At 68.9% G+C, this 12,160-nt stretch carries 10 protein-coding genes; 4 read left to right on the plus strand and 6 right to left on the minus strand.

Annotated features, from left to right (window positions below; translation table 11 throughout):
- Nucleotides 1–108 precede the first annotated feature (108 nt).
- The 3 genes from ACXC9Q_RS29250 (at nucleotide 109) to ACXC9Q_RS29260 (ending at nucleotide 2,522) form a co-directional block, all read left to right on the plus strand.
- Complete coding sequence (locus tag ACXC9Q_RS29250) at nucleotides 109–867, plus strand: CoA transferase subunit A (protein ID WP_457059842.1); 759 nt, start codon at nucleotides 109–111, stop codon at nucleotides 865–867.
- Between the two features lie 2 nt (nucleotides 868–869).
- Nucleotides 870–1,499 (plus strand): 3-oxoacid CoA-transferase subunit B, encoded by a 630-nt coding sequence (locus tag ACXC9Q_RS29255; RefSeq protein WP_457059843.1) that lies wholly within the window; start codon nucleotides 870–872, stop codon nucleotides 1,497–1,499.
- Between the two features lie 126 nt (nucleotides 1,500–1,625).
- A complete protein-coding gene (locus ACXC9Q_RS29260) occupies nucleotides 1,626–2,522 on the plus strand; it encodes a carbohydrate kinase family protein (protein ID WP_457059844.1) in 897 nt (298 codons plus the stop codon).
- Nucleotides 2,523–2,619: 97 nt separating this feature from the next.
- Here the strand turns inward: ACXC9Q_RS29260 and ACXC9Q_RS29265 are convergent, their stop codons facing one another.
- Complete coding sequence (locus ACXC9Q_RS29265) at nucleotides 2,620–3,366, minus strand: SDR family oxidoreductase (RefSeq protein ID WP_457059845.1); 747 nt, start codon at nucleotides 3,364–3,366, stop codon at nucleotides 2,620–2,622.
- 101 nt (nucleotides 3,367–3,467) lie between these two features.
- On the opposite strand from ACXC9Q_RS29265, the gene ACXC9Q_RS29270 reads away from it, so the two are divergent.
- Complete coding sequence (locus tag ACXC9Q_RS29270) at nucleotides 3,468–4,316, plus strand: helix-turn-helix transcriptional regulator (protein WP_457059846.1); 849 nt, start codon at nucleotides 3,468–3,470, stop codon at nucleotides 4,314–4,316.
- On the opposite strand, the gene ACXC9Q_RS29275 is transcribed toward ACXC9Q_RS29270, so the two are convergent.
- From ACXC9Q_RS29275 to ACXC9Q_RS29295, 5 genes are all read right to left on the minus strand, one after another.
- Nucleotides 4,271–5,233 carry a hypothetical protein gene (locus tag ACXC9Q_RS29275; protein ID WP_457059847.1) on the minus strand — a complete coding sequence of 321 codons (963 nt, stop codon included), beginning with the start codon at nucleotides 5,231–5,233 and terminating at the stop codon, nucleotides 4,271–4,273. The genes ACXC9Q_RS29270 and ACXC9Q_RS29275 overlap by 46 nt on opposite strands.
- Before the next feature lie 624 nt (nucleotides 5,234–5,857).
- Nucleotides 5,858–7,003, minus strand: coding sequence for a glycosyltransferase (locus ACXC9Q_RS29280; RefSeq protein ID WP_457059848.1), 1,146 nt, complete (start codon nucleotides 7,001–7,003; stop codon nucleotides 5,858–5,860).
- Between the two features lie 11 nt (nucleotides 7,004–7,014).
- Nucleotides 7,015–9,633, minus strand: coding sequence for a glycosyltransferase family 4 protein (locus tag ACXC9Q_RS29285; protein WP_457059849.1), 2,619 nt, complete (start codon nucleotides 9,631–9,633; stop codon nucleotides 7,015–7,017).
- The gene (locus ACXC9Q_RS29290) at nucleotides 9,630–10,931 is read right to left on the minus strand and encodes a nucleotide sugar dehydrogenase (RefSeq protein ID WP_457059850.1); all 1,302 of its coding nucleotides are present in this window, start codon (nucleotides 10,929–10,931) and stop codon (nucleotides 9,630–9,632) included. Before ACXC9Q_RS29290 ends, ACXC9Q_RS29285 begins: the two co-directional genes overlap by 4 nt.
- Nucleotides 10,932–10,956: 25 nt before the next feature.
- Nucleotides 10,957–12,156 (minus strand): acyltransferase family protein, encoded by a 1,200-nt coding sequence (locus ACXC9Q_RS29295; protein ID WP_457059851.1) that lies wholly within the window; start codon nucleotides 12,154–12,156, stop codon nucleotides 10,957–10,959.
- Nucleotides 12,157–12,160: the final 4 nt, after the last annotated feature.

The raw sequence follows: 12,160 nt of genomic DNA on the forward strand, positions 1-12,160 counted from the left end.
ATCCCGGTGGTACGCCGCTACATCTGTGGCCGCGGCCACATCGCGGGAGGGCAGCGGGCTGGTTAGAGTCGGGAGCGACCCAGCATTGTGACTGCAACGGAGCAGCTGATGGATAAGACGTACGACTCACCGCAGGCCGCGGTGGACGACATCGGGGACGGCGCGAGCCTTGCGGTCGGCGGCTTCGGGCTGTGCGGCAACCCGATGGAGCTGATCACCGCTCTGCACGACAAGGGGGTGAGCGGGCTCAGCGTCGTGTCGAACAACTGCGGTGTCGACGACTGGGGTCTCGGCATCCTGCTGGCGGACAAGCGGATCGCCAAGATGACCTCGTCGTACGTCGGGGAGAACAAGGAGTTCGCCCGTCAGTTCCTGTCCGGTGAGCTGGAGGTCGAGCTGACCCCGCAGGGCACGCTGGCCGAGAAGCTGCGCGCGGGTGGTTGCGGGATCGCCGCGTTCTTCACGCTGGCCGGCGTCGGCACCCAGGTCGCCGACGGCGGGCTGCCGCAGAGGTACAACCCCGACGGCTCGGTCGCGAAGGCCTCGGAGCCGAAGGAGACCCGGGAGATCGGCGGCACGACGTACGTGCTGGAGGAATCGATCACCACGGACTTCGGCCTGGTGCACGCGCTCAAGGGCGACACCCAGGGCAACCTGGTCTTCGACCGCAGCGCGCGCAACTTCAACCCGCTGGCCGCGATGGCCGGGCGTGTCACCATCGCGCAGGTGGAGGAGCTGGTCCAGCCTGGTGAGCTGGACCCCGACGAGATCCACCTGCCGGGTGTCTACGTCCAGCGAGTAGTTGCGGTCGGCAAGGACATCGAGAAGCGCATCGAGAAGCTCACCGTCCAGAAGAAGGAGGCCTGAGCATGCCACTCACCCGTGAGCAGATGGCCGCCCGGGCTGCCGCCGAGCTGGCCGACGGCGAGTACGTGAACCTCGGCATCGGCCTGCCGACCCTGGTCCCGAACTACATCCCCGACGGCGTCACCGTCGTCCTGCAGAGCGAGAACGGCATCCTCGGCGTCGGCCCGTACCCGGTCGAGGGGGACGAGGACCCGGACCTGATCAACGCCGGCAAGGAGACCGTGACGACGCTGCCGGGGGCGTCGTTCTTCGACTCCGCGCTGTCGTTCGGGATGATCCGCGGTGGCGCGATCGACGCGGCCATCCTGGGCGCCATGCAGGTCTCGGCCAAGGGCGATCTGTCCAACTGGATGATCCCCGGCAAGATGGTCAAGGGCATGGGCGGCGCGATGGACCTGGTGCACGGCGCCAAGAAGGTGATCGTGTTGATGGAGCACGTCGCCAAGGACGGTTCGCACAAGATCCTGGAGGAGTGCGACCTGCCGTACACCGGCCGTGGCGTGGTCAACCGGATCATCACCGACCTGGCCGTGCTGGACGTCACGGACGATGGGCTGCAACTGGTCGAGCTCGCCGACGGCGTCACCTTCGACGAACTGCAGGAGAAGACCGGAGCCCCGATCAAGCAGTAACGGGCCGTACTCCGAGTCGAAGGAGTACCGCCTGAGCGGTGTCAGCGAGCCTGCCGTACGGACAGGTTGTGTTCAGCTACCGAGAGACACCTGTCATCCCTGTCGAAAGTCAGGTATACGGGACGGGTGGAGCTGGATGTGCTGGTGATCGGTGGAGTGGGGATCGACACGATCGTGCGTGTGCCGAGCCTGCCATTGGCGACGGTGGAGACGATCGGGGTCGAGCCGATCGAGTCGTACCTGGGCCACACCGGCCACGGCGTCACCCTCGGCTGCCACCTGCTCGGCCTGCGCACCGCCCTGGTCGACGTGATCGGCGCCGACGCCGAGGGCGATCGCATCCGCCAGGCGTACGACGAACTCCGTCTCCCCCTGCACGTCGCGTTCCACCCCAGCGGCACCCGCCGATCGGTCAACCTGGTCGCACCCGACGGTCAGCGCCTCTCGCTGTACGACGCCCGGCACCCGCCCGGACTGCGGGTCGACCCGGACCTGTGGCGGCTGAACGTCGTCCACTCCCAGCACGTCCACGTCTCGATCATGGACTTCGCGCGCTACGCCCTGGGCGACGCGATCGCGGTCGGCTGCACGATCTCGACCGACCTGCACGACTGGGACGGGCGCAACGACTACCACAAGGACTTCGCGACGGCGGCCGACATCGTCTTCGTCTCGACCAGCGCGCTGCCGCCGGACGCGGTCGACTGGATCTTCGCCAACGGCCGCGCCGAGGTCGTCGTCGCGATGGCCGGCGCCGACGGCAGCTACCTCTACGTCCGGAACCAGCCCGCACAGCATCTGCCGGCCATCCAGCTCCCCGACCGGCCGGTGATCGACACCAACGGCGCCGGCGACGCCTACGTCGCCGCGTTCCTGGCGCGCTACCTCGACGGCGTCACCTGGTACGACGCTGCCGTCGCCGGCTCGATCGCGGGCGCCTGGGCCTGCGGCTCCCCCGGCACCCACACCGACCTGATCACCGCCGAGGAACTAGCCGTCCGCAGCAGAAAGCACGGAGGTTAACCCCGGGTCATCGCCGTCGTCGGGCGATCCCGCACAGTGCTGGGTTCGTGCGCGAGGCTTGGCCGTCACCGGCGATCGGGACGGACGACGGTTGCCCTCAGACCTCCCGCGATGGCTGGATGAGCAGGTCTGGCAGGTTGACCTCGCGCGGCCGGCTGACGACGTTTGCGATCAGGTCGGCGACCTCGGCGGCGGGGACTGCCGGCAGGCTGGTGCGGAGGTCGTCGACCATCGACCGCAGTTCGGCCGGGAAGTCGTCGGCCAGCTCGGTGCCGTCGACCATGCCGGGCTCGAGGTTGGTCACCCGGATGCCCTCCCCGGCGAGCTCGGTCCGTAGCGCCCGCGTGAGATAGCTGACTCCTGCCTTCGAGGCGCCGTACGCCGCCATCCCCGGCAGGAAGCGCTGCGCGGCGGCCGACGAGACGTTGATCAGATCGGTGGTCCGCGTTGCCGCCGACCGCTTCAACGCCGGCAGGAACGCATGCGTGACGGTGAGGACGCCGGACAGGTTGACGTCGACGGTACGCCGCCAGTCCGCGGCGGGCGCGTCGCCGAACGGGACCACCTTCATCAGGCCGGCGTTGTTCACCAGCAGGTCCAGGTCGCCGAAGCGCTCCTGAACTACGGCGGCCGCCTCAGCCACGGAGTCCGCGTCGGTGACATCAGCCGGTACGACGAGCGCCGTACCGCCGGACTCGGCGATCTGGGCGGCGACCTTCTCGAGCCGGTCGCGGCGGCGAGCCAGCAGGGCGACCGAGGCGCCGTCGGCGGCGAGGCGGGTTGCGATGGCGGCGCCGATCCCGCTGGCGGCGCCGGTGACAAGTACGATGCGTGAAATGGTCATGGATCCACGCTCTGCCGGGCGGCGGGGTCGGAGAAGATCCGCGTTCACCGTAGGTCTGGCAGTACTACCCAGGTCACTTGGGCGCTGGGGATACTGGCCAGGTGAGTGCGCGATCAGAGCTCGGGGAGTTCCTGCAGACCCGTCGCGCCCGGGTGCGGCCGGAGGATGTCGGGTTGCAGCCCGGTCGCGATCGGCGTGTGTCCGGTCTGCGGCGGGAAGAGGTCGCACTGCTGGCGAACGTCAGCGTCGACTACTACATCCGGCTCGAGCAGGGGCGGGCCGACAATCCCTCAATCGCGGTGCTGACCTCGGTGGCGGATGCGTTGCGGATGGATCAGGCTGAGCGGGATCACCTGCGTTCGCTGGCGTGCGCGACCCCGCCGGCTCTCCCGCCGCGGACCGTCGTACGGCCGCAGTTGGAGGCGATGATCCAGGCGATGCGCGACGTACCAGCGCTCGTGGTCGATCGGCTGAGCAATGTGCTGGCGTGGAATCGGGGTGCGATCGCGGTCATCGCGGACTTCGACGATCCACGGACGCGGAATCTCGCCCGGCAGTATTTCCTGGAGCCCGCTTCCCGGGAGTTCTACGCGGACTGGGAGATGGTGGCGCGGGACGCGGTCGCGTTGCTGCGGCGGACCTCGGCGGAGTACGGCGAAGACGCGGAGCTGGCGGCACTCGTCGGCGAACTCCGTGCCGCCAGCCCCGACTTCGACCGGTTCTGGACCTCCCAGGACGTCCAGAACCGCTCCCACTGCCCGAAGACCCTGAACCACCCGATCGCCGGCCGCCTCACCTTCTCCCTGGAGTCCCTCCAACTCCCCGCCGACCCCGGCCAGTTCGTCCTCACCTACACCCCCGCCGACCCCACCACCCAAGCCGCCCTGGAAACCCTGCTCGCGGCTCAGGCGCCGTTGAGTGGGTCGTATGAGGGGGCGAAGCGGAAGTAGTTCCAGTCGGTGAAGGTGAGGGGGACTTTGCCGAGGGACTTGATGACCGTTTTGGCGCCGGCTGCGTGGCCGACGGCGTACAGGTAGGCGGTGTGGGTGTCCCGGTCGATGCCGAGCAGGATCGATCCGGTCTTGCCGCACGGGGCCGCGATGAGTTGCTCGAAGATCTGCCAGCTCGAGGTGCGGACCGGCGTGATGATCGGCTTCAGCGGTGTGGTGGCCGGGATCTTGACCGTGTACAGCCCGCCGGCGCGGTTGTTGGCCAGGAACGTGTCGTACGTCGGGGTCGTGGCGATCAGCGCGAACGACTTCATCGCGCTCATGCCAGTGACGTACCCGGTGTTGCGGATCCCCTGGCCGACATCGGTCCAGCGCCCGAACTTTCCGTACTGGTCCTGCATGTACAGCATCGTCCGCGTCGGCTTGCTCGTCGCCGAAGCCTTGTACTGCGACTGGATCAGGAACCGTCCGCCCCAGCCGTTACCGATCCGGCGGAACACCGGGGTGCCGACCAGCTTGCCGCCCGCGCCGATGGTGTACGAGCTCTCCATCAGGTAGCCGGAGCCCCACACGACCTTGCCGGTCCGGGTCGTCTTGCCCGCGCCCGCGGGAACAGCGGTGAACGTGGTCGGCTGGCCGACGTCGTACGGCGGTGTGTAGATGTTGGGCGTGGAGATCACCGGACTCACCGTCGGCGGCGCCGTGGCGGTGACGACACGGCTGTTGTGACCCCAGTCCTGGGTGATCGAGCCGAGCCCGAGCGCACAGGCCGCCGCTGCAGTGATCTTCGTGCTCGTCCCCGGCACCGTGGCCCCTGGGTCGGTCGGGTTCGGTCCTTTGGCGTACGCCGCCATCGGTGCCAGCGCGGTCACCGCCAACGCCGCACTACCCGCCCAGGCCACCATCTGTCGCCTCATCTGTCCCCAGTCCCCTCGAGTTGTGGATCGTCTCCACAGACCTTGATACGAGGCAGACACAGAAAGTTGCAGGCAGCCGGGCGAGGCGGCGGGACCGGGAAGGTGTCGGTCCAGGTCAAGGTCAACAAGGTTGCCGCAGGCATCAAAGCTCGGCTTCCCTTACGTGCTGTACGGCCGCCCTCCAAACCACGGAGGCTCCGCAGGCCCGAGTTCCCGCCGCACGGCTTGGCCCAGCCCGAGCCGGCCCCTCGGACAGGCAGTGGGGACCTCGGACAGGACCTAACCTGTCCGAGGTCCCGATTTGGTGTCCGAGGTCGCCGGTTTCTGCCGCTTGACCTCCAGGTGGACGAATCGGCCCGGTCACCGAACCTCCCCGCGGTGTGGGCCGGTGCGGCGCGAACGGCGACTGGTGGGGCAGCTCGACAGGAGGTGTCGGCCGCAGCTCCCGTGGGCCGGCCGGTGTCACGCCTGAATGCCTCCCAGACCAGGGCCGACGGACCGATACCTCCTGTCAACCTGCACACCAGCCGCCCCGCAAACGGCATCGGTCGGGCGGCATCCCCGGGTGGCTGCGCGGGCCGGCAACTGAAGGAGCCGAGCGCGACGTGGTGGCTGGAGCCGGCGTTAGCTGGTGAGGTCGGCGTAGGCGGCTACCAGGGTGGCGGAATCCTTTTCCCAGTTGAGTTCTGCGGCGGCGGAGCGGACTCCGTCGGCGTAGGTGGTGTAGTTCTCGATCAGGGCTCGGACGGCCGCGGTCAACGACGGCGCGTTGCCGGGCTCGTACAAGGTGCCGAGCTTGTACTGGGTCACCACGGCGCGCATCTCGGGGAGGTCGGCGGCGACGACCGGGACACCGGCGCGGACGGCGTGGAAGAGTTTGTTGGGGAGCGCAAGCCGGTGGTTCTCGCAGGTGTTGGTGAGCGTGACCAGCGAGATGCCGTACGAGCGGAGAGTGTCGTCGACCTCGTCGATCGAGCGTTCCGCCACCGTCTCAACCGGGCCTAGATCCAAGCGGTAGTTGGGATCCACCGACCCCATCAGGACCGTGCGGAACGGCGCCAGTTCACGCGCGGCCGCGACCACGGTCGGCAGATCCCGGCCGGCACCGACGCGACCGGCGTACAACAAGCCCTCCGGCCGATCCAGCGGCGATGCCACCTCGTCCGGCTTCGGGAACGTGTTGCGTACGACGCGGACGTCCGGCAACCCCCGGGAACGCAGCCGAGCCGCGATCCCGTCGGACACAGTGATGACGAGCCGAGCCTTCGACGCAAGCGAAACCTCGAAGCGACGCCCACGCGCACGCCAGAGCGGCGTCGGCCGACCCGGCAGCGCGCGGTCGAACCACAGCTCGTGGGTGTCGTAGACCAACGTCGCCGACCACTTCTCGGCGTACTCCGCGGCGAGCTCGAGCGTGTTGAAGTCATGCGCGTGCACGACGTCGAACGGCCCCGCGGCGGCCACTCGAGGAGCCGCCGCCACGCGCCATTGCTTCTCGGTCCGGTTCCGGTGCTCGGGCAGCAACAGCCACCGGCCGAACCGCTGCACCAGCACCTTCGGCCCGCTCCGGCCATGGCCGACCGCAAGACCGCCGTTGCCGGTCCGCAGTCCTGCCGAGCGGGACACGGACTCGACCGTGACGCCCGGACCGACCTCGAAGCCTTCCGGAACATCCCGGCCGATCACATGCAGCACGTGACCGGCCGCGGCCAGCGCCGTCGCCTCCCGCAGGATGCGCGAGTCCCCGGCGATCGGGGACTGCGCGATCATCAGAATCCGCACTACTTGCCGCCGGCCTCGAGCTCGTTGTTGACGAACGGCAGCAGAACCTCCACCGACCGGTGCCCGTCATGCAGCTCACGGACGTACTCCGGCCCGGCGTCGGCGATCTTGCGGGCCGTGTCGCGCTCGGCGACCAGCCGCTCGATCACCTCCGACAGGTCGTCCGGCGTCGCCTCCGCGATCGGCAGGCCGGTCGGCAGCAGGTCGCGGACCGGGTCCGCGATGTGCCCGACGGTGACCCGCCCGGCCGCCATCGCCTCGCACGCGAAGACGCCGTACGAGCCGAGCAGCAGCTGGTCGACCACGATGTCGGCGCTCTTCACCATCTCGGCCAACTCGGAGTGCGGGACACCCTGCACACGCTGGTACTCGATCAGACCCCGCGCATCCAGATCCGTCAGCACGGGGTCGACGTACGCCGAGCCCTTCAGAGCCGACGCCGACGGCGCGTGCAGCACCACCGGCACCTCACGCTCGAGCACCGGCTGGGTCGACGCGAACTCCCCGACGTCCACGGTCAGCGGCAGCCAGATGCCGTCCTCGACGAACTCCAGCAGGTCTGGCGTGGTGACGAAGATCGGGCCTTCGTACCCCTCCAGGTGCTTGCGCATCAGGTCGTTCGCCGACTGCAGTCGAGAGGTCAGCTCGTCATCCGGGTTGCGGAACGGCGACCACCGGTACCGCGCCCGGTGCTGCGCGGGATCGCGGATCTCCGACCCGTGGAAGACGAGGCCGTGCTTGATCCCCGCCTGGTCCAGCATCGGTACGTCGTTCGTCCACATCTGCCCGCGCTGCTGGCCGAACATCGGCCGGCCCGCCTCGAACAGCACGTGGGTGACCTCGCGCAACGCGTACGCCGTCAGCTCCAGCTGCCAGCGCAGGTCGGACCGGTACTGCCGGTACGTCCCGGTGCGGTGCACGCGGAAGTCGAACGCGCCGCTGCCCGTGGTCAGCGACTCGGCCTTGAGATCAGGCACCTCACGCTCGAGCGCGGTCGCCCACAGCCACGCCTGACCGGCACTGTTGACCGGGCCGAGCAACAGCCGGCGCTGCTTCTTGATCACGCGGCCGCCCGGCTGGACGACCTCCAACGGCCGGCCGACCAACTCGCCGTACAGGCCGCGCAGCTTGTCCGCCTGCCCCGCCCAGGACACCTCCTGCTGGTAGCCGGGGTCGGCCACCCGCTCGCGGTAGGTGTCGATGTCGCCGAGGACCGTGCGGACCTTCGACGCGAGATCGTGCGCGTCCGCCGCGACGAACACCTCGCCGATCCGGACCCGGTCGACGAACTCCTTCATGCTCGGCATGTCGCTGACCACCACCGGCAGCCCGGCGAAGGCGTACTCGAACAGCTTGTTCGGCAGCGACATCTCGTGGCTCGGGTAGCGCAGGATCGGGATCAGCCCGACGTCCGCGGTCCGCAGGAACGCGACCACCTCGTCCGGCTTCACCGGGTCCATGCAATGCAACCGGTCCTGAACCTCGAGCGCCACGGCCTGCGCCTGCAGGTCGCGTACAGCGTCCGTCGCGACACCGGGCACGCACACGACGGCCAGGTGCACGTCCGGCAGGTCGACCAACGCCTGTACGGCGGTCTGGATGCCCCGCGCCTTCGTGACGCCACCGCTGTAGACCAGCAGCGGTACTTCGGAGGCCAGACCGAGCCGGCTGCGGATGTCGGGTACCTCGACCGACACGTCCGCCGGATTCGGCGTGTTCATGATCACGGTGGGCTCATGGTCGAGCTTGTGCTCGCGCTGCAACCGCTGCGCGATCGCCGGGCTGACGGTGATCACCCTGTCCGCGTCGTTGATGTACTCACGCTCGTGGTTGGCCCAGGCCGCGATCGAGCGCCGGGTCCGAGCGCCGTACCGGGACAGGCCGGCGACGTACTCGTGCGCGTCGTACACGACCTTGAGGTCCTTGCCGCGCAGCTTGGCCCGGCCGGCGGCGCGGGTGGCGACGCCGATCACGTGCATGTCGTGCGCGTGCACCACATCGGGCTCGAGGCGGTCGATCAGGTCGCCGAACGCGATCTCCAGGTCCAGCGCCTCGGGGTGCAGCTTGCGCCACGGCGCCGGCCAGCCCAGCCGGTGGATCACCCCGTCGTACGCGCGCCAGCCGAACTTGAACGGCCCGTCGGCCTTGTTGCCGACGCCCTTGCGTACCCAGGTCCCCTTCTTCGCGGTCTGCCAGCGCGACCGGCGCAGCAGCCGGGTGCCCACACCGAGCTTGTACTTGACCGGATTGCCCTTGCCCGCCTTGGCGCGCGCGATCGCGTGCCCGGAGTCGGCCTTCAGCTCTTTCAGCTCGGCCTGGATCCGCTGGCTGCGGGCGACGTACGTCGATCGGTACTTGTACCCCACCAATGGCGGCCGCCAGTCCCGGCGCGCCGTGCGGCTGCGTTTCCGCTCCTCGCGCAGGGAGAACGGCACCGCCACCCGGACGATCAGCGCACCGTCGAGTAGCTCCCTCGACGGCAGGCCGCTGTCCGAGACCCCGAGCACAGTCACCTCTGCTCCGGTCTCGGCCAGTGCTGCGGCCTCCTTGCGGACCCTACTGTCGTTGGTGACGTCGTTGGCGACCATCATCACGACCCGCAGGTCGGCAGTTGTCACTGGCTGACCGACCTTCCGATCACAATCCGGCGGACGCCCGCCCAGCGGGCCGGGTCGGTCCGGTCACGGCCGTCGACCAGCACCTGCACGCCCGGCAGCTCGGCCGGGGTCAGCTGCGCGTACTCCGGGTGGTCCGCCTGCAGCACCGCGGCGTCCACCTGCGTCCCCAGCGCGTACGGCGTGAAGCCGAGCTGCTGGAGCTCCTCGTCGGTGTACAGCGGATCGTGCACGGACACCTCCGCGCCTCGGGCCTTCAGCGCCTCCACAGCCGGGAAGACCCCGGAGAACGCGGTCTCCTTGACACCACCACGGTACGCCGCACCGAGCACGACCACCTTGGCTCCGGTCAGATCGCCGTACGCGCCCTCGAGCAGGCCGACGGTGTACTCCGGCATGCCAAGGTTCGCCTCGCGGGCGGCGCGGACAACGGTTGCCTCCGGATCGGTCCACAGGTACAGCCGCGGGTAGACCGGGATGCAGTGGCCGCCGACCGCGATACCGGGCCGGTGGATGTGGCTGTAGGGCTGCGAGTTCGACGCCTCGATCACCTGGTGCACGTCGATGCCGTTCTGGCCGGCGAACCGGGCGAACTGGTTGGCCAGGCCGATGTTGACGTCGCGGTAGGTGGTCTCGGCCAGCTTCGCCAGCTCGGCCGCCTCGGCCGAACCCAGGTCCCAGACGCCGTTGCCGCGCTCCAGGTCCGGGCGCTCGTCGAAGTCCAGCACGGCCTCGTAGAACGCTCCTGCGCGCTTGGCGCCCTCCTCGGACAGACCGCCGATCAGCTTCGGGTACTTGCGCAGGTCCGCGAAGACGCGGCCGGTCAGCACGCGCTCCGGCGAGAACACCAGGTGGAAGTCCTGGCCCTCGGTCAGGCCGGAGACCTCCTCCAGCAGCGGCTTCCACCGGTTCCGGGTGGTGCCGACCGGCAGGGTGGTCTCGTAGCTGACCAGCGTGCCCGGGCTGAGGTGCTCGGCCAGCGAGCGGGTCGCGCTCTCCATCCAGCCGAACTCCGGCTCACCGGTGTTCTCGTCGACGAACAGCGGCACGACCAGCACCACCGCGTCACTGCCGGGGATGGCGTCCGCGTAGTCCGTGGTCGCCCGCAGGCGGCCGTCGGCCACGGTCTCGGCGAGCAACTCGGCCAGGTGGGCCTCACCGGGGAAGGGCTCCTGCCCGGCGTTCACCTGCTCGACCGTCTTCGGGTTGATGTCGACACCGACGACCTGATGACCCTTGGCCGCGAACTGGACCGCCAACGGCAGTCCGATCTTGCCTAAGGCAACAACACTGACACGCACAGGAACTCCACTAGGTAGTGATTCTTCATCGGGGGCCTCGCAACTTCCGTTCCATCGGGCGCTCGACGAACTTGTAGAGCAGCCACGAGGCGAAGATCGAGATGAGCAGGACACCGGCGTACCAGGTCAGGTTGGACCAGCCGATCGGCCCGGCCACACCGTGGTACTCCTTGATCGCGTACAGGATGGTCGCGTGGATGAGGTAGAACGCGTACGACCACTGGCCGAGTGCGACCAGCGGCCTGCTGCGCAGCAGGGACCGGCCACCGCGGGTGTCCCGGGACGCGACGGCCAGGATCAGGAAGCCGTACAGCAGCGTGAGAATTTCCTTCTGGCACAGGCCCATCGTGATCGCGAACGGCACCTTGGCCGGGTGCGAGCCGGAGTACCACAGCAGGAGCAGCCCGCCGATGGTCACCCCGAACGCGAACCAGACCGGGATCCGCGGCTTCCAGCCGGACCGCAGCGCGATCGCCAGGCCGATGCCGAACAGGAACGCGACCGAGTGCAAGATCGGTTGCGGTAGCACCGGCACGACGTCCTTGTAATGGAACAAGGCCAGTCGATAGGCCCCGCCGAGCCCGATCACCGCGACACACAGGATCAGGCCACCGGAGGTCTTCAGCGTCCGCGTGGCCCGCCAGACGAACGGGAAGTACGCGTAGAAGAACGCCTCCACCGACAACGTCCACCCGGCCGGGTTGCCGCCGTACAGAATGGCCGGGTTGTTCGACCAGCCGTGCAGCAGGAACGCCGACAGCACCAGCACGCCGATCGAGATCGGCTTGATCCAGGACATCCCGGCCGGCGGGTCGACCCGGTAGAACACGAAGAAGGCCGCGAGCAGGGTGAGGAGGTACAGCGGAACGATCCGGGCGAACCGGCGCCGGTAGAAAGTCCGGATCTTCGTCCCCGGCTGGGCCGACCAGGTCAGCACGAAACCCGACAGCACGAAGAAGAACGTCACCCCGGACGTGCCGTACTTCAGGAAGTCGTAGATCGGCAGCGGCGCCAGGTTGGTCATGTGGTGGCAGAACACGAAGAACGCCGCCCACCAGCGCAAACCGGTGAGCGACTCCACCCGCGGCAACCGTCCCTTGGGGGAGGCCGGCGGCGGGCCGGACTCCCCCGGGAAGGCACTGACAGGCGCGCCGGGTGGCGGGGTCGCCACGTCGGCCGCCAGTGTCGGCGGCTGCTGCTGGTCTTCTTCGGCGGCCTTCGTCATGTGG

This window comes from Kribbella sp. CWNU-51, from assembly GCF_054073265.1.

What these genes read in the sequence shown, in the direction of transcription:
- ACXC9Q_RS29250 (WP_457059842.1), top strand. Translation starts at nt 109, where the DNA reads ATGGATAAGACGTACGACTCACCGCAGGCCGCGGTGGACGACATCGGG.
- ACXC9Q_RS29255 (WP_457059843.1), top strand. Translation starts at nt 870, where the DNA reads ATGCCACTCACCCGTGAGCAGATGGCCGCCCGGGCTGCCGCCGAGCTG.
- ACXC9Q_RS29295 (WP_457059851.1), bottom strand. Translation starts at nt 12,156, where the DNA reads ATGACGAAGGCCGCCGAAGAAGACCAGCAGCAGCCGCCGACACTGGCG.
- ACXC9Q_RS29280 (WP_457059848.1), bottom strand. Translation starts at nt 7,003, where the DNA reads ATGATCGCGCAGTCCCCGATCGCCGGGGACTCGCGCATCCTGCGGGAG.
- ACXC9Q_RS29265 (WP_457059845.1), bottom strand. Translation starts at nt 3,366, where the DNA reads ATGACCATTTCACGCATCGTACTTGTCACCGGCGCCGCCAGCGGGATC.
- ACXC9Q_RS29275 (WP_457059847.1), bottom strand. Translation starts at nt 5,233, where the DNA reads ATGAGGCGACAGATGGTGGCCTGGGCGGGTAGTGCGGCGTTGGCGGTG.